The organism is Bacillus sp. 01N45, assembly GCF_056399205.1.
Genome location: NZ_JBFTQW010000002.1, coordinates 209,412 through 224,857, shown reverse-complemented (window position 1 = coordinate 224,857; position 15,446 = coordinate 209,412). Strand labels below are relative to the sequence as shown.

Annotated in this window: 21 protein-coding genes; 6 read left to right on the top strand and 15 right to left on the bottom strand. The window is 33.6% G+C overall.

The window, feature by feature from the left end; genetic code table 11:
* Positions 1-14 precede the first annotated feature (14 nt).
* Complete coding sequence (locus tag AC1DMU_RS05290) at positions 15-593, bottom strand: DUF4825 domain-containing protein (protein ID WP_088063761.1); 579 nt, start codon at positions 591-593, stop codon at positions 15-17.
* A gap of 438 nt (positions 594-1,031) precedes the next feature.
* Here AC1DMU_RS05290 and AC1DMU_RS05285 point away from each other — a divergent pair, with 438 nt between their 5' ends.
* Genes AC1DMU_RS05285 through AC1DMU_RS05265 form a run of 5 tightly spaced genes read left to right on the top strand, consistent with a single transcriptional unit; the run spans position 1,032 to position 1,847 of the window.
* Positions 1,032-1,172 carry a YrzI family small protein gene (locus tag AC1DMU_RS05285; protein ID WP_000156189.1) on the top strand — a complete coding sequence of 47 codons (141 nt, stop codon included), beginning with the start codon at positions 1,032-1,034 and terminating at the stop codon, positions 1,170-1,172.
* 27 nt (positions 1,173-1,199) lie between these two features.
* Positions 1,200-1,343, top strand: a complete 144-nt coding sequence (locus tag AC1DMU_RS05280) for a YrzI family small protein (RefSeq protein ID WP_000142721.1) — start codon at positions 1,200-1,202, stop codon at positions 1,341-1,343.
* A gap of 28 nt (positions 1,344-1,371) precedes the next feature.
* Complete coding sequence (locus AC1DMU_RS05275; RefSeq protein ID WP_017560126.1) at positions 1,372-1,515, top strand: YrzI family small protein; 144 nt, start codon at positions 1,372-1,374, stop codon at positions 1,513-1,515.
* Between the two features lie 25 nt (positions 1,516-1,540).
* Positions 1,541-1,681 (top strand): YrzI family small protein, encoded by a 141-nt coding sequence (locus tag AC1DMU_RS05270; protein ID WP_064469812.1) that lies wholly within the window; start codon positions 1,541-1,543, stop codon positions 1,679-1,681.
* 25 nt (positions 1,682-1,706) lie between these two features.
* A complete protein-coding gene (locus tag AC1DMU_RS05265; protein ID WP_064473550.1) occupies positions 1,707-1,847 on the top strand; it encodes a YrzI family small protein in 141 nt (46 codons plus the stop codon).
* A gap of 241 nt (positions 1,848-2,088) precedes the next feature.
* Here the strand turns inward: AC1DMU_RS05265 and AC1DMU_RS05260 are convergent, their stop codons facing one another.
* On the bottom strand, positions 2,089-3,174 hold the full coding sequence (locus AC1DMU_RS05260; RefSeq protein ID WP_000837880.1) for an AI-2E family transporter: 1,086 nt from the start codon (positions 3,172-3,174) through the stop codon (positions 2,089-2,091).
* 149 nt (positions 3,175-3,323) lie between these two features.
* Here AC1DMU_RS05260 and AC1DMU_RS05255 point away from each other — a divergent pair, with 149 nt between their 5' ends.
* The gene (locus AC1DMU_RS05255; RefSeq protein WP_060487133.1) at positions 3,324-4,145 is read left to right on the top strand and encodes an HNH endonuclease; all 822 of its coding nucleotides are present in this window, start codon (positions 3,324-3,326) and stop codon (positions 4,143-4,145) included.
* A 228-nt stretch (positions 4,146-4,373) separates the two neighbouring features.
* Here AC1DMU_RS05255 and AC1DMU_RS05250 read toward each other — a convergent pair whose 3' ends face one another.
* The 13 genes from AC1DMU_RS05250 to AC1DMU_RS05190 all read right to left on the bottom strand — a co-directional run bounded on the left by AC1DMU_RS05250 (position 4,374) and on the right by AC1DMU_RS05190 (position 15,311).
* The gene (locus tag AC1DMU_RS05250) at positions 4,374-4,466 is read right to left on the bottom strand and encodes a putative holin-like toxin (protein ID WP_001289320.1); all 93 of its coding nucleotides are present in this window, start codon (positions 4,464-4,466) and stop codon (positions 4,374-4,376) included.
* Positions 4,467-4,689: 223 nt separating this feature from the next.
* On the bottom strand, positions 4,690-5,802 hold the full coding sequence (gene ssuD, locus AC1DMU_RS05245; protein WP_088063763.1) for an FMNH2-dependent alkanesulfonate monooxygenase: 1,113 nt from the start codon (positions 5,800-5,802) through the stop codon (positions 4,690-4,692).
* 163 nt (positions 5,803-5,965) lie between these two features.
* Positions 5,966-6,814 carry an ABC transporter permease gene (locus AC1DMU_RS05240; protein ID WP_048566196.1) on the bottom strand — a complete coding sequence of 283 codons (849 nt, stop codon included), beginning with the start codon at positions 6,812-6,814 and terminating at the stop codon, positions 5,966-5,968.
* 16 nt (positions 6,815-6,830) lie between these two features.
* Positions 6,831-7,817, bottom strand: coding sequence for an aliphatic sulfonate ABC transporter substrate-binding protein (locus AC1DMU_RS05235; RefSeq protein WP_088063764.1), 987 nt, complete (start codon positions 7,815-7,817; stop codon positions 6,831-6,833).
* An 18-nt stretch (positions 7,818-7,835) separates the two neighbouring features.
* Positions 7,836-8,591, bottom strand: coding sequence for an ABC transporter ATP-binding protein (locus tag AC1DMU_RS05230; protein ID WP_088063765.1), 756 nt, complete (start codon positions 8,589-8,591; stop codon positions 7,836-7,838).
* 171 nt (positions 8,592-8,762) lie between these two features.
* A complete protein-coding gene (locus AC1DMU_RS05225) occupies positions 8,763-9,287 on the bottom strand; it encodes a ribonuclease FAU-1 family protein (RefSeq protein ID WP_088063766.1) in 525 nt (174 codons plus the stop codon).
* Positions 9,288-9,453: 166 nt separating this feature from the next.
* Complete coding sequence (locus AC1DMU_RS05220) at positions 9,454-9,939, bottom strand: NUDIX hydrolase (protein ID WP_088063767.1); 486 nt, start codon at positions 9,937-9,939, stop codon at positions 9,454-9,456.
* Entirely contained in the window at positions 9,932-10,981 is a 1,050-nt protein-coding gene (locus tag AC1DMU_RS05215; protein ID WP_088063768.1) for a hypothetical protein, read from the bottom strand. The genes AC1DMU_RS05220 and AC1DMU_RS05215 overlap by 8 nt, the downstream gene beginning before the upstream one ends.
* A 12-nt stretch (positions 10,982-10,993) precedes the next feature.
* Entirely contained in the window at positions 10,994-11,467 is a 474-nt protein-coding gene (locus tag AC1DMU_RS05210) for a tetratricopeptide repeat protein (protein WP_137036125.1), read from the bottom strand.
* A 137-nt stretch (positions 11,468-11,604) separates the two neighbouring features.
* A complete protein-coding gene (locus AC1DMU_RS05205; protein ID WP_048566190.1) occupies positions 11,605-12,294 on the bottom strand; it encodes a phosphopantothenoylcysteine decarboxylase domain-containing protein in 690 nt (229 codons plus the stop codon).
* 12 nt (positions 12,295-12,306) lie between these two features.
* Positions 12,307-13,107 carry a BA2930 family N-acetyltransferase gene (gene aacC, locus AC1DMU_RS05200; protein WP_131233603.1) on the bottom strand — a complete coding sequence of 267 codons (801 nt, stop codon included), beginning with the start codon at positions 13,105-13,107 and terminating at the stop codon, positions 12,307-12,309.
* A gap of 324 nt (positions 13,108-13,431) precedes the next feature.
* Positions 13,432-14,679, bottom strand: a complete 1,248-nt coding sequence (locus AC1DMU_RS05195; protein WP_088122404.1) for a glutathionylspermidine synthase family protein — start codon at positions 14,677-14,679, stop codon at positions 13,432-13,434.
* A gap of 20 nt (positions 14,680-14,699) precedes the next feature.
* The gene (locus AC1DMU_RS05190) at positions 14,700-15,311 is read right to left on the bottom strand and encodes a hypothetical protein (RefSeq protein WP_088063770.1); all 612 of its coding nucleotides are present in this window, start codon (positions 15,309-15,311) and stop codon (positions 14,700-14,702) included.
* Between the last annotated feature and the right edge of the window lie 135 nt (positions 15,312-15,446).

Here is a 15,446-nt window from a genome sequence, read left to right as displayed (position 1 = left end):
TCCTATCATTTCAACTACTGCACTGGATATTTAACAAATATAGATTTCCGAAACTCTTTCTCATTTATAAACATTGTAATTTTTTCGCTATTATCGTTAAGGAACTTTACTACTTTCTTTTTATCCCATATATCATTTTCTTTTGGAAAATCATCAAATTTTTCATACAAGATTGATAGTATATCTTCTCTTTTTATCGTGAAATTTTTATTTTCTACTTGAAACTCGTAACTTTTCGCATTTGGTACTAAAATCGCTAGATAAATAACGTTAAAGAGAAAATTCTTCTCCATTGTGTCCTTGCCATCAAACCAATACGTCTCAACAATGTCTTCTGTCAGAGTTCCATTTGCACCATAGTTTACCTTTATACTTTCATTCTCCAAACTAATACTTTGAAATGTATCACCACCGGGTAAATGATTAACAATTGCAACTACATCTGAGTTATTACCAACGTATGTCCCAGCATATTTCTTAAAGTCACTAGGTTCAACATCAGATATTTCTTTTATTCTTTCTCCGCTAGAACAAGCAGTAATACATAAAAAAATTGTTAGCATAACAACTACATTACGATGCATATATTTCATTTAGCATCCCCCATTTTATCGATATTTCGTTCATTACAATACTTCTTTCCAAAACCCTTTAAAATATACGCATTTTAATCAAAATTAAAAATTTTCAATTTTTATGTTTACAATTATCCATTAATTGTATATACTTACTAACGTAAGAAAAAATTCTAAAAGGAGGTCGAAGGAAATGATGAAATTACAATTACATGCTTTAACTTTAGCGTTAACTGCACCTTTGTTTTTCGGACAATTAAATATGAATTCGACCACCCTAATGGAGAATTGAAAATCGCACTTTATTTCTATTAATTCATAAATTCGCCACAGGAGGTCGTATACTTTCCTGTGGCCTTTTGACGCCCAGCCATAGGAGAACTATATCTTCCTGTGGCTTTTTTGTGCGATTTTTTAGCCTCTTATATTATTTTTTAAAGAAAGGAGCAACATTCGATGACCATTAGCGTATTGTTTTTAAGTATTACGATTCAAAGAAATACAATTTCCAAAGATGAAATTTTTCATAATGAGCAAATTGAAAAAGCTATGAATGATGTTAAGGAGCGCCAAGCGCTTTATTGTGATCACCTGTAATTCCTTTTCGAAAGGAGGAATTCATTTATGACTTTTCATATTTTCTTTTTTACAACTGTACTTCAGAAAAACACTTTATCCGAAGATGAAATCATTCGTAAACAACAATTAAAACAACTGACTGATAAAATGACTGACATTAAAAGTTCATACTATACGCAAATGTATTAAAAATATATTTTAAAGGAGCAATACCTTCATGAAATTCAAAGCATTCTTTTTAACAATCACCATTCAAAAACGTAAGCTTTCTCAAAGTGAGATTTTGCGTGAGCAACACATTCAAACTATTATGGACGAAGTGAAAGAGCACCAAGCTTCTTATTACAGCCGTCTTTTCTAAATAACTTTTAAAGGGGAAAAAACAAATGAAATTTAAAGTATTCTTTTTAACGATCACCATTCACAAAACTAAGTTCTCAGACAGTGAGATATTGCATGACCATCAAATTAATAAAGCTATGGAGGATGTAAAAGAACGTCAAAGTCACTACTGTAGCCATCTATAATTCCTTTCGAAAGGAGGAATGTATCATGAAGTTTCACCTTTTCTTTTTAACAATTACAATTCAGAAAAAAAACTATTCTGATGCGGAATTAAAACAAGAACAACAATATAAACAGGTTATAGACGAAATTCGAGATCGTAGAAGCAAGTACTACTCTCATCTATAATCTTTTAAAAATATAAAATTTGAAAGGGGTCGATTATGATGTTGCTAGCACGCTGTAAGGAAATGATTTGGATAGTTCAGAGGGATTCCACATAGTTTTATTGGGGCTATATCATACAAGTTTATCGTTATATTTGATATGTAATAAATATATAATAAAAGTTTATGCATACACTTTTTTACATTGATTAACAAACAAAAGATACACCACTTAAAAAGCGGTGTATCTTTCTCAACTTATACTATTTTCGATTACTTCGTTTCGTCTTAAACAATCTCACTAAGTTCGATACAACTGTTTTTGTTACTGCATAAACTGGTACTGCCAAAATCATTCCGATAATTCCCGCAAAGTTACCTACCCCTAAAATTAAAATAATAATTGTTAACGGATGGATATTTAATTTTGAACTCATAATACGCGGTGAAATGATGTTACTTTCAAACTGTTGTACAATTGTTACGATAATAATTACGTACAACGCTTGCATCGGAGATACGAACAGACCTACAATAACAGCTGGTGCTGCACCGATAAATGGACCTAGGTTAGGAATGATATTTGTAAATGCTGCTATAATTCCTAAAACGAAAGCGTACGGTAAATCGATAATTAAATAACCGATAAAAGTAAAAGCACCTACAAATATACAAACGAGCGCTTGTCCTTGAATATATGCAGATAATGTTTCGTTCGTTTCCTTAATGATACGAAGTCCTTCTTCACGGTAAGACTCAGGTAATAGACTAACTGCTTTCCCTGGAAACGCATGTCCATCTTTAAACATATAAAATAAAATAAACGGTACTGTAAAGATAACTAATGCGACGTTCGTTATAATACCAAATAAAGCCGTTGCACTCGACGTAATTGTGTTTGGTATATCCTTTAAGTATTCAATTGCATTTTTTTCAATTGTTTCAATGGAAACATAGTTTTGTGTAGATAACCATTCAAACAATCTATGATGGGATAAATCTTGTATGTATAGTTTTCCCTCTTTAATATAACCGGGCATATTTTTTACTAAATCCATTAACTGTTGCGAGATCGTTGGAACAACTACCCCAACTCCAACTGCAGTTAATGTTATAATAAAAAGATATAACAGTAAAATCGCTAAATTTCTAGGTACTTTTTTATTCTCCAAAAAGACTAACAATGGGTTAAATATGAAGTATAAAAATAACGCGATTAAGATTGGGAAAAACAACGTTGATATGAAGATACCAATCGGTTGAAATAGAAACGATATTTTTGTGCAAATAAATATGATCGCTACAACCATTAGCACTTCTAATGTCCAAAAGTGCACTTTCGATTTCAAAAAAACGTCCTCCTTTAAACTAGCACTTCTCTTCATTGTACCAAAATAAGCAAGAATTTCACATAATATTTTCCTTTACAATATTCCAAAATACCAATAAATACACTACAATGAGATTACATACAAATTTGCAGGTAAAGGTGATAAAAATGACACAATGCATCATATGCAGAAAAGATACGAAAGAACTTAGTGAACAATATGTCATCCCCGAAATATTATGTGGATATTATTTCACAAACTCAATTTGTGATACTTGCCATGAACAAATGACAGCAAATATTGATCGCCCCTTAATTCGGCATAAATTAAGTCAATTTAAGATTGAGCAAATGAAAAAACAAATTGATTCCCCGCTCTATACGAATGAACATGGTGAGGAACTTGCGGCTGCTGAGACAGATGTTGTTGAAGTAAGTGATGAAATACTTTATTCCAATGCATTAATTATGAAACTATGTAAAAAGCACGATATTTCGCTACATAATGAAATTTGGAAAGAAGAACGTGTAACGAAAGTAGCTAGCTCTATTCAACGTGAATTACTTTTAGATAACCGTAAATACAAAATGAGTGTATTAAAAACAGCTTATACTTTCGCTGTCCAAGCTGTTGATGGCTATTTTGAAGATCCAGATGCGATTGTTATTTCTAACATTCTATCAAATGCCGATTTTATGGAATTAAAAGAAAAAAGTATAGTTCGCGATTTAAGTAAAAGTTCTTTATGGAATACATTAAATACAAATAGCGAGAACCATTACTTTATTTTATTAAGTGATAAAGATGGCCTGTTCTGTTTCATTCGTCTATTTGATATATTTGACGTTGTCGTTCATTTATCAGAAAAGAGATATGAACTTTCATCTCCAATTGTCGGCGTAAATGATGTAAATAGGCAGGAATTTTATGTCCAAACTTTAAAACAGTATATGGATGGGCTATTTAAAGAAAAAAAACCTACTATTTAATCGAAATCAGAACATACGGTCTCCTTTCTTGATGAAAAGACACTGTGTTATAATAAGTATGAAAAGAACAATACAATCACATAAACCAATTATTAATTGTAAATAAATAAAAAAGACCAGTGTGCGGCTACACACTAGTCCACGTAACTTAGCAGATTGGATTGTTCATTTATCCTATTTGTTTCTTACAAACAAAACAACCCACATTCTATTGGCATAGGTGGGTTGTTATTTTTTGAGCTTGTCTATTAAAACGACGACGAACGTTAACAATGCAACGAGAAACAGTCCACCCTGCAGTAGCAACGCTATTTCACTCACGTATTATCACCCCCCTCCTATTTGGAGAAGTGATAATTGAACAACCAACCGTACCTTAAGTTACTATTTAATTTTACCATATTTTCTAATAGTTTACGACGAAAACCCGCAAGTGAAATACTTGCGAGTTTTTTTATCCCGTATTAACAGGCAGTAAACAAAATGAAGCAAAACATAGGTGAAACTGCCTGTTAATAGCCGATTGGTTCAACTTTATTTCTCACTATTTTTTTAATGCATATGCATCAGCTATCATTTCACCAACAATTTTATTTTCTTGTTCCTTCTCGTCTTTCAATAAAGGAAATAACAGTTCTGCCACTTCATATGCCTCTTCTAAATGGGGGTATCCTGATAATACAAACGTATCAATTCCTAACGCTTCATATTCTTTTATTCTTTCTGCTACTGTATGCGGATCTCCAACAAGCGCAGTGCCAGCACCACCTCTTACAAGCCCAATTCCAGCCCATAAGTTAGGACTTATCTCTAACGACTCTCTCGTTCCTTTATTTAAATGTGTCATTCGTTTTTGTCCAACTGAATCATATCTTACAAATGTTTTTTGAGCGAGCTCAATTGTTTCATTATCTACATATTGAATTAACCTTTCAGCCTCTTCCCATGCTTCTTCTTCTGTCTCTCTTACAATTATGTGTAGTCTAATACCAAATCGTACGTTACGCCCCTTCTCTTCCGCAAGTTTTTTTACTTCATCTATTTTCTCTTTCACTTGCTCTGGTGGCTCTCCCCAAGTTAAATATACATCACTATGTTCAGCCGCAACTTCTTTACCTGCAGCGGACGATCCGCCAAAATAAATTGGTGGATACGGTGTTTGAACCGGAGGAAATACAACTTTACTCTCCGTAACTTTAATATGTTTTCCTTCTAAAGAGATCGTTTCACCTTGTAATACTGACTTCCAAACCTTTAAAAATTCATCTGCAACTTCATATCTTTCATCATGTTCAAGATACAATCCATCACCTTGCAATTCAACAGGATCTCCTCCAGCTACTACATTAATAAGTAATCTCCCATCTGAAATTCTATCAAATGTAGATGCCATCCTCGCTGCAACTGTCGGTGACATTAACCCTGGTCTAACTGCTACTAAAAATTTTAATTTCTCTGTCTCAGCCGCAAGAGCTGATGCTAACACCCATGGATCTTCACAACCTTGACCAGTTGGAAGTAATACACCAGTATATCCTAAATAATCAGCTGCCTGTGCAACTTGCTTATAATAACCATATTCAGCTGCTCTTCCTCTTTTTGTCGTTCCTAAATATCGACCATCTCCATAAGCCGGAATAAACCATAATAATTCCATATCTTTACACACCCCTTATTTATTTTGAAACGTATACTAACATACTCTATATAAATTACCCCTAATAATTTACCCCGCTATTTGCGGGCAGTAAGATCCCGATTGGTGAGGGCTGATAATCAGTGGGGGATGTCCCCTACTGATTAAAGTTTCACTTTATATGTTAATTCCCTGTCTCTCCTTTAAAATTATCTCGCCATCTTAAAAACTTCACTTCTAGTAAACGTACGAGTGAATCAGAAAACTTTCCAACGAATGCAAAAATAATAATGCCGACAAATACGATATCTGTATTTGAAAATTGCCTTGCATCCATAATCATATAGCCGATACCTTCTGTAGACCCCATAAGTTCTGCTACTACTAAACTCACCCATGCAACTCCTAATGATAATCTTGCTCCGAGTAATAGGTTCGGCAATGCTGCTGGTAAAATTAATTTTGTAATTAATTTTCTTTTACTAAACTCTAACACTCTGGCAACATCGAATAACTTTGAATCTACACCTCGTATCCCTAAAAACGCGTTTACGTATAGAGGAAAAAATGCACCGTCCGCAATTAATAATACTTTCGATGTTTCTCCAAAACCGAACCATAATACGAAAAGTGGCGCAACAGCTAAATGAGGTACAGTTCTTAACATTTGTACAGATGGATCTAAATATTGCTCACTTCTCGTTGAAAATCCAACAATCGTTCCTAAAATAATTCCTAAACTCCCGCCGATAAAGAAACCAGCCGCAGCCCTAAATACACTGATACTTAAATGACCGAATAACTCTCCTGTTTTAATAAGTTCTTGAAAAGCTAGTAATATATCTAATGGCGTTGGTAAAACTGTTTTAGAAACTAAATCGAATACGCCGGCTAACTGCCAAATAATTAATACGATAATCGGTATAGTAATCGCTCTTACTAGCACTTTTACATTCGTCTTTCGCACTTTCTTTACATTGTTTTTGCCAATCGTTATACTCGCCCTTTTCATAACAGCTTTCGTATTCTCCAATTTACAAAACCTCTTTTCATTTCGCCTTTAATGCTTTTTCTACGAAAGAATTATCTACAACTTTATCTGTTTTGATTTCTTTCTTTATAGAGCCGAGCTTATATTGAAAATCCGCTGTCTTTTGCTGTTCGGCTATTATTTCTTTCGTTACCGGAACTAAAATTGGTTTGTCGTGATCAAACACTTCTTTTACAATTTCTTCATCTATCTTCTTTGCAGAAGTATATATTTTTATCGCTTCATCTAAGTTTGACTCTTGCCATACACGTGCTTTTTCATAAACTTTAAGGAATTTCTCAACTAATTCTGGATGTTCCTTCGCAAATTTTGTTCTCGCAATTAAAAACTCTGGTGAAGAAACATTTAATAGTTCACCATCTGCAATAACCTTTGCCCCTTTATTTAACGTATGTAGTGAAATGAATGGATCCCAAATGGCCCATGCATCTACTGATCCGGATTCAAATGCCGGCTGCGCTTCATCTGGTTGCAGTTGAATGACATTTACATCTTTCGCATTTATACCTTCTTTTTCTAATGCTCGATATAATAAATTAAATGCGCTACTTCCTTTTGCTACTGCAATTTTTTTACCTTTTAAATCTTTTACACTCGTAATCTTGCTATCTTTTTGTACAAGAATCCCTGTTCCTTTTCTCGCATAACTTGTATTAGCAATTTCAGTAAATTCAATACCTGCAGCTTGCGCTGAAATAACTGGGGAGTTCCCCACTTCACCAAAATCCAACCGATTTGATGCGATTGCCTCAAAATAAGGAGGTCCGCTTTGAAACTCTGTCCATTTCACCTTAACTCCTTCTTTTTTCAACTCCTCTTCAAACCACCCTTTTTTCTGTGCCAGTAAGAGCGGGCTTAATCCTTGCTGTATACCAATTTGTATTGTTACCTCTTCTTTCTTACTACTTGCAGTGTTTTTTTCACATCCTAATAAAAGTAAAGATATAACTAATGCAAAAGAAAGAACCTTACATTTTTTATACATATATAATCCACCCTTTTCCTATATACTTGTTTGAATCAGTCCCCCGTGTTCAAACTGATGTAGCACCTTCGTTCGAAGTTGTTGGAACGATTGAGAAGTTTTATTTCGTGGATAAGGCAAACTATTTTCAATAACTTTATGTATTTTCCCAGGCTTTGCACTCATGATGATAATTCGGTTTGAAAGATATATCGCCTCGTCTATATCATGAGTAACAAATATCATTGTCGTTTTCTTTTGTTCCCAAATGTTCAGCAGCACTTCTTGCAAATGACTTCGAGTAAAAGCATCCAGTGCCCCAAATGGTTCATCAAGTAATAATACATTCGGATCTCTTAATAAAGCCCTCGCAATCGCAACACGTTGTGACATTCCGCCTGAAATTTCTTTCGGATATGATTTTTCAAAACCATCCAATCGAATGATTTCAACCCATTCCTTTACCTTGTCTTTTACATACTTATCTTTTAACGACAGATCTGCAGCAACATTTTCTTCAACTGTTAACCACGGAAATAAACGATGTTCTTGAAAAATAAAACCTTGTTTTTTACTCGGTTTTACAATTTGCTCTCCATCGATGATAACTTCACCTTCAAATTCGTTATCTAACCCCGCAACAATTTTCAAAAGCGTACTTTTCCCACAACCACTCGGTCCGATTACAGTGACAAAATCACCTTTCTCTAATTGAAAATTAATATCTTCTAATACTTGAACCGTACCAGTTTGTTTCGAAAAATATTTTGATACCCCATCAATTGAAACAGTCACTTCTTCCCCTCCTTGAAATGATTCATTTAAATGAATAGATTCAGCATTTGTATAATAAAAAAACCAAAGGCATTTTATCAATAGATAAAATGCCTTTGGTTTCTCCAATCAGCAATACGTTATAGAATTAACTACATATTATACAAATATTTCCGATAAGTCAACTAGGTTTTAATGAACGATATTTATTTTTTTATAAAGAGTAGCAGTTTCTGAAATGATTTTTGGAAGTGACTCTTGAATTGTGTTTTTGACTGTATGAAGAGCCTTTTCTACATACCCGTCTTCAAATTGTTCTAACGACTCAGGTAATTCATCCTCATCCAATATAAAAAATTCTCCACTTGGAAGTATCATAATATCAAGGATTAAATCTTCAAAGGATACCACTTCATCCGTTATACATGTATTCTTTACAATATTAAAATACGAACCTAGATACCCCCCATCCTGATCTCTCCAAACGTATAAATTATATGGAAGATTTACCCAGTAATATGCAACTGTATAACTTCCTTTCGGGATTGTTAACTTCTTATCGTTTGCTGCCATTGTAAAAGAATACTGTACTTCATGATATAAAATAATTTTGTCCTGCTGCGCTTCTATTAGTAAACAAGCATGATCTATAGTTGTACCATCATATCGGATTTTTCTTTCAATAATTTCAATGTCTGACGTACGTAAGCAACTCATTTTTTATTTCCCCTTTTATTTTAGTTCTTTCATTATATCCCTTTATATTTCCATTAAGAAAGCGTTCAGTCAATTCATTCATTTTTTTTAGTTAATATTTATATAATCTCATTTTCTACTTCACAAAAAAGCCCCTTCTAAATTAGAAGGAACTCCAGTATTATTATTATTTTATAACCCATGATTTGTAAGCCTTTACTTCTAAACTAAACTTAGATTCTTTTAACCACTCTACAGCACTACATACAAGAGGAGATGAATTATCTTCAGTAATACTTTCTATTGGAATCCATCTAGCTCCTAATGAATCTTGCTCTTCAAATTGTTCCGGTACTTTGAATTCACCTCCGCACCTTTCTACAAAGTAAAAAACTGCGATATGATGTACATGTGTGTACTCATTAAATTTTGATGGAAATTGAAAATCAATTGTACATACTTGTTTTACTACCGTTACATTTAGCCCCGTCTCTTCTTTAATCTCTCTATGAAGTCCAGCTAATAATGATTCTCCATCTTCTAAACTACCACCAGGTAGATCATTACGATTTCTATATGGACCTTTAATTTTATCAATTACTAATAAATTATTGTTTTCGATACAAATGCCATACACACCAAACGCACGATGAAAATTAGTAGCATTATTCATGCTTCAACTTCTCTATAACCGCATCATAAAACTTCCGTTCCTCATCAACATTTAAGTGAACACGACTTACTGTTTTAGAAAATCCATATAACAATTGTGCTTTCACTGGCTCTTTTAGCGTTATTTCAAATGTTGGAGGTTCCTTTATAAATTCCATCACAGTTGCGTCAAGAACTTCTTTTTCTTTCTTTAAAGGTTCGCCTTTATAAAATGCAATTTTATCAATTTGTGTAAATGGTATAACAATTTTCTTTCCTAATCCGATTTGAATGATTACTCGTTCTTCTGTAACAATAATTGGATTTTTACGCATTGCTTGTATTTCAGCTAAAAAATAAAACATTGCGTATGCGTTTAAAATAAGTAAAATCCATGCTACTACTGGATTCCATTGATGAAGTAAATAATGAAAACCAATACTTTCTATTATGGTCGCATGAATGATCATGATATATACACCTATTGCACCGGTCTTTTTGTGATATGAGTATACGGATTCACCTTCCGGTACTTTTATATGCCACGATAAAAATGCATAATAGATTAACTTACACTCTGTTACAATGATATCTACTAATTTATTTCTTTTCATAGTAGCATCAAACGCTGCATCAATCGCATAAGAAAATGAAGAATATTCTCTTCTATATTCTTTATATCTTTTGATTGTATTAGGAAGCACTTTAACGATTTTATACAACAGGAATAGTTCTAGACCTACAAAAGCAATTTCTCCCGCAACTATAATATAAGAAACGTTTGAAAAAGCTTGTAAATAGTCACTTGGAATAATAAATCTCACAAATATATATCCAGCTATTACGACAGGAAATATATACGTTAGCGAGTATCTTTTTTGAATAATAAAGAAATATGTAATAATCGGAATTACAAACATACAATCTAACAAAGAACCAAGCACTACTTCTTTCGGAGCGGCTGGTACAATCGGAAGGGCATACAATAAATAGTTTGATAACAAGATGAAAGATACGAGTCCAATCCAAATGCCTTTTCGCCTTCGTGATAGTTTGGCATTCATACGTTCACTCCTCTATTTAAAAACCTCGTTTAAATGATCTTTATAAAATGTAATCGCACGTTCAAATTCTTTAACTTCGTCTACTTTTATAACCGTTTCAAGTAATAATTTCATCGCGGATTCATGATCGTTAACGTTATATTTTGCTAATGATAAAAATACTTTTATCACGTCATTATCCGGAAACTGCTGCAAACCTGTTTCTAAAACTGTAATTGCTTTGTCATACTCACCTATACAACGATATGTACTTCCAAGACCGATATATGCACCGCAAAGTGACTCACCATCAAGACCATTTGCAATTGCCTGTTCATAATACGGCACAGCGTCTGTTTCAAGTCCCATTACATCATGTATCCAGGCACATTGAAAAAGCACTTCTGCATCCCGCGTAAAATTGGTTAACCCCATTAGTATCTCTCTAGATTGCGCATATTTCTTTTCATTTCTTAGTTTAATCGCTTGCTTTAATAAATGTTCCATAGAATCCACTCCTCACCAATTATTTTATGTATCCATCTTGAATGGTTAACGTTTGTGTAAAAGTAAAATTCCCATAAATTAAAGTTTCGCTTACCTATATATACTATGCGGATTCACTCTTATCCAAATACTTAAAATTATAAAGCAGTAATGTGATTACATAGTACCTCTAACCTTTTGACAATTTCTTTCGCCGTTTCATCTTTCCCATTACATAACTTCCCTTTACCGTCCTGTCCAATTACGTAGTGCACCGCTCCACGTGAATATAAAGAATGTGGTGAATTTGCAATCATTACATTTGCCTTAGATTCTTTCATTCTATTTTTCGCTCTTTCAAACAATTCTTCTTCATTTACATCACTTTCAAGCTTAAAGCCAACGAGTACGGTTTCTGGATCCCACTCTTTTATTTGCTTTAATACTTTTGGAGCCTTTTGAAAATGAATAATTGGCGCTATATCACTTGAAATTTTCCCATTCATATTAAGAACATTACCATCTTGATCACAAATTTTGTCTACAACCCAATCTGATCCAGCCGCTGCCATAATGACCGCATCGACTTTTTCATGTGTAATTATACTTTTCATTTTATCTTGTAAATCAACAATTCCTTCAAATGGGTGTAATTCTAATTGATTGTTTACATCGTTCGGTTTCTCAGCGAAATAACCGTGTAAATATATAACATGTGCTCCTTTACTTATAAACTCTTCAGCGATTATTCTACCAATTGTTCCTTTTGCCATATTCGTATGACCACGCACTTGGTCCCATTTTTCTAAACAACCACCACTCGTAATTAATACCTTTTTCCCCTTCATTGTAACCATCCCTTACTGATTTTTCTTACGAAACCATTCTGTTCCAAAGTCAACTATATCTCGTTGCTTCATAAGACGGCACGTTGCATTTCCTATTTTTCCATTTGTTACAGTTCCTTTTCGCTCAAACTCTACACCGATTTCTACAAACTTATCAGAATCGTAATCCATATCAACAAACTCTTTCCATACTCTTGCACCATTCTCTATAATTGGTGCCCCTACTTTTATTAACTCACATGCACCAGTACGTACTTCAGATAAATGTACAGACGTATTGGAATCATATCCAACACCAATTAATAATATGTATCCATCTAAATCGTATATTTTTCTTAATGGAGATTCCTCTCCTAAACTCATTGATAGCGACTGATTCATCGTTATTTCTTCCGCATGTTTTCCCCATGCAGCAAAACTTCCTAATGGATGGTTGCTACGTACTACATTCGGATATGTACGAAAACATTCAACTACTTTTCCCATTGCCCTTGTTGGTGTTATATGTGGCTCAAACGCCGGGACGTTATCTCGAATAATTTGCCACCATTCTTCAGGTACAGGTGGTCTTGACCAATGTTTCGGATCAGATAAATCCGAAGATTGAGTTGGCATAATAATTGTTCCCTCTTCCGTAATAACTTTCATTAACGCCTCTACTACCGCAACGGCTCCGCCAGATACCCAGCCAATAGAACTGAGCGAAGAATGCACAATAACCGTCATTCCTTTTTCTAACCCTAATTCTCTTAAATCATTTGTAATTGTTTTGATTGTATTTGGCAATTGTGTACTTGCCACTATGTCATTCATTTTCACGATTGTTCCCCCATTTTTTAAAACTAATACATACATATATTATCATATTTTTCTTAATTTTTAACTTAATCATTTCTGTCACTTCAAAAAAAGGTTATAAATTCACATGCATAATAATCAAATGACAATATATCGATCTCAAATAACAATAGCAGATAAATAAAAAAACTTTATTCTCTTTTCTACTATTTGAACTAATTTGCTTAATTACATACGTTTTTTCAGTATGAAGAAAAATAAAAGTGATACGTCAAAACAATACAAACACTATATATAAACGAAAGAGCCCATCACAACTGATAAGCTCTTCCGTTTCATTTACCCTTCAATTGTAACCCCTGTAAACATCGATAAGTTTCCCGTTATTTTCTCGCCTACACGTAAAAATAACCCTGCGGCTCTCCCGCTAATACAGTGTGAACCAATTAATAGTTTACCAGTATACGGACCATCCCATGTGTCAATTGTATAGTCAGGCATTTCTATGTATTGCTGATATATTTTCCGTTGTTCAAAGTAATACTTCGTTTTATCTTCAGCCAATAGTTCATCATTTTCGTATATAGATACTCCTCCGCCTTCACGGCCGTATAAAGGTTTAGAAACATATGATTCATTTCTTTCTATAAACGGTTTATTTGTAAAATATGTTGGCAAGAAGTAGTTCTGAATGATTTCTCGCTCTTCTTTCTCAAAGAAAACTCCCTCTTCGAACAGTTGCCAAATTAATGCGAGTACACTTTTATTTTGCATAAGAAAAGAAGCAGGTGGATTAATAATTTTCACTCTTCCTTGCGCTATATGATCTAAAAGCTGAAGTCCAATTCTTTTCCCATTTTTATCGGTATCTGAAACTAAATATTCAATTGGATATAGTCTATATAAATAATGGATTCGTTCGCCACTTGGCGTATATATACCATCATCTGTAACGACGATATCTTGTATTCCTATATAGTCTGTTGATTGATCTAAGCAATAGCTTCTTAAAAATTGAACTGTTTGATGATCTTCATCGTGCCAATCATAACTAGTAAAATATATCGTCTCTTCAGGACCTATATTATAGTCATGTTTAATTTGTTCCCACGCCTGCACAATATGCTCTTCTATATGATTTGGGTGATTCACGTCGTGATAACGGCATAACACTTCATTTGCGACAGACGGCTCTAAATAACCTGTTGGTGTGTCACAATTTACTTCTATTAACTTTATATCTTCACCATTTACGATAAAGTCAAACCTTGTAAAATATGAAAACAAACCAATATGTTTCATTCTCGCAATTTCCCACGTTTCAGCTGGAAATCCTAGTTTTTGAAAATCTTCTGTTGTATTGACAATATATTGATACGTTCTATATAACACGTACATAACTTCCTCTGTCGCTTTTGAAATAGCAGTATAAGTTTTTACTGGCATACGATACATACCTGTTGCCATATATTGATTCCATTCTTCATTTTCTAATAGACTCGGCCACGTAAAACCATTCCGACCAGCCTCTTCCGCAAGTGAAAACCATACTTTCATATACTCTTTCTGCTCTTGTTCTGTATACATGATCCTATTATCCTTTCGTGTTATGATCCGGCTGGCGCTTTTGCGTTTCCAATTCCACTTGAACCAGAATTCACTTTCGGCGTTTGAGTAGTAGATGATTTCGGCGTATTTGTATCTGGCGTCACTTTATTTGAGGAATTGGGCTGTTGTTTGTTTAAATCTACTTTATTGGAAGAATTATTGTTGTTACTGTTAGTTCCACCGTAGTATCCTCCACCACCGCTGCCACCAGTTCTACTTTGGTCTTTTTCACGATATGGAATAATATTATTTGCATACGGTTTTTTCATTACATTGGGTTTTGCTGAATAATTCATATTCGAAGTTCTGCTTGCTAATAAATATCCCGCTACGAATGGCAGTATCGGTAAATGTGAGTTTTCATTATACGATGAAAACGATGGATTAATTTCCTTGCATAACTCATCATTTTCTACATTTTCATTGGTAGGAGTTTTATCATCACAATGTAAAGTTTCTTGTTCATTTCCTTGTTTTCCACCATCCGTTTTAACAGCAGTACTTTCTTGTTGAGCAGTATCTTCTTCATAATCGCCACATCCAGTTAATAAAAAAGATGATACCCCTATTGAAGTAGCAATTTTTATAAATTTACTTTTATCCATTCTCATGTGTTATACACCTAATTTCTTTTATCTATATTTTTCCAGATACCTTTATTATATAATGTAAATCTTACTTTTTTCAAACTATACCTTAGATGTACATTTGCATATTTTATGCTTTTTATTCCATGAATAAAAACA

Excerpts from the sequence above, each read along its gene's own strand:
- AC1DMU_RS05210 (WP_137036125.1), bottom strand. The coding sequence starts at position 11,467 with ATGGAACATTTATTAAAGCAAGCGATTAAACTAAGAAATGAAAAGAAA.
- AC1DMU_RS05280 (WP_000142721.1), top strand. The coding sequence starts at position 1,200 with ATGACTTTTCATATTTTCTTTTTTACAACTGTACTTCAGAAAAACACT.
- AC1DMU_RS05215 (WP_088063768.1), bottom strand. The coding sequence starts at position 10,981 with ATGAATGCCAAACTATCACGAAGGCGAAAAGGCATTTGGATTGGACTC.
- AC1DMU_RS05235 (WP_088063764.1), bottom strand. The coding sequence starts at position 7,817 with ATGTATAAAAAATGTAAGGTTCTTTCTTTTGCATTAGTTATATCTTTA.
- AC1DMU_RS05265 (WP_064473550.1), top strand. The coding sequence starts at position 1,707 with ATGAAGTTTCACCTTTTCTTTTTAACAATTACAATTCAGAAAAAAAAC.
- AC1DMU_RS05225 (WP_088063766.1), bottom strand. The coding sequence starts at position 9,287 with ATGAGTTGCTTACGTACGTCAGACATTGAAATTATTGAAAGAAAAATC.
- aacC (WP_131233603.1), bottom strand. The coding sequence starts at position 13,107 with ATGAATGACATAGTGGCAAGTACACAATTGCCAAATACAATCAAAACA.
- AC1DMU_RS05205 (WP_048566190.1), bottom strand. The coding sequence starts at position 12,294 with ATGAAGGGGAAAAAGGTATTAATTACGAGTGGTGGTTGTTTAGAAAAA.
- AC1DMU_RS05285 (WP_000156189.1), top strand. The coding sequence starts at position 1,032 with ATGACCATTAGCGTATTGTTTTTAAGTATTACGATTCAAAGAAATACA.
- AC1DMU_RS05195 (WP_088122404.1), bottom strand. The coding sequence starts at position 14,679 with ATGTATACAGAACAAGAGCAGAAAGAGTATATGAAAGTATGGTTTTCA.
- AC1DMU_RS05290 (WP_088063761.1), bottom strand. The coding sequence starts at position 593 with ATGAAATATATGCATCGTAATGTAGTTGTTATGCTAACAATTTTTTTA.
- AC1DMU_RS05270 (WP_064469812.1), top strand. The coding sequence starts at position 1,541 with ATGAAATTTAAAGTATTCTTTTTAACGATCACCATTCACAAAACTAAG.
- ssuD (WP_088063763.1), bottom strand. The coding sequence starts at position 5,802 with ATGGAATTATTATGGTTTATTCCGGCTTATGGAGATGGTCGATATTTA.
- AC1DMU_RS05190 (WP_088063770.1), bottom strand. The coding sequence starts at position 15,311 with ATGAGAATGGATAAAAGTAAATTTATAAAAATTGCTACTTCAATAGGG.
- AC1DMU_RS05255 (WP_060487133.1), top strand. The coding sequence starts at position 3,324 with ATGACACAATGCATCATATGCAGAAAAGATACGAAAGAACTTAGTGAA.
- AC1DMU_RS05220 (WP_088063767.1), bottom strand. The coding sequence starts at position 9,939 with ATGAATAATGCTACTAATTTTCATCGTGCGTTTGGTGTGTATGGCATT.
- AC1DMU_RS05275 (WP_017560126.1), top strand. The coding sequence starts at position 1,372 with ATGAAATTCAAAGCATTCTTTTTAACAATCACCATTCAAAAACGTAAG.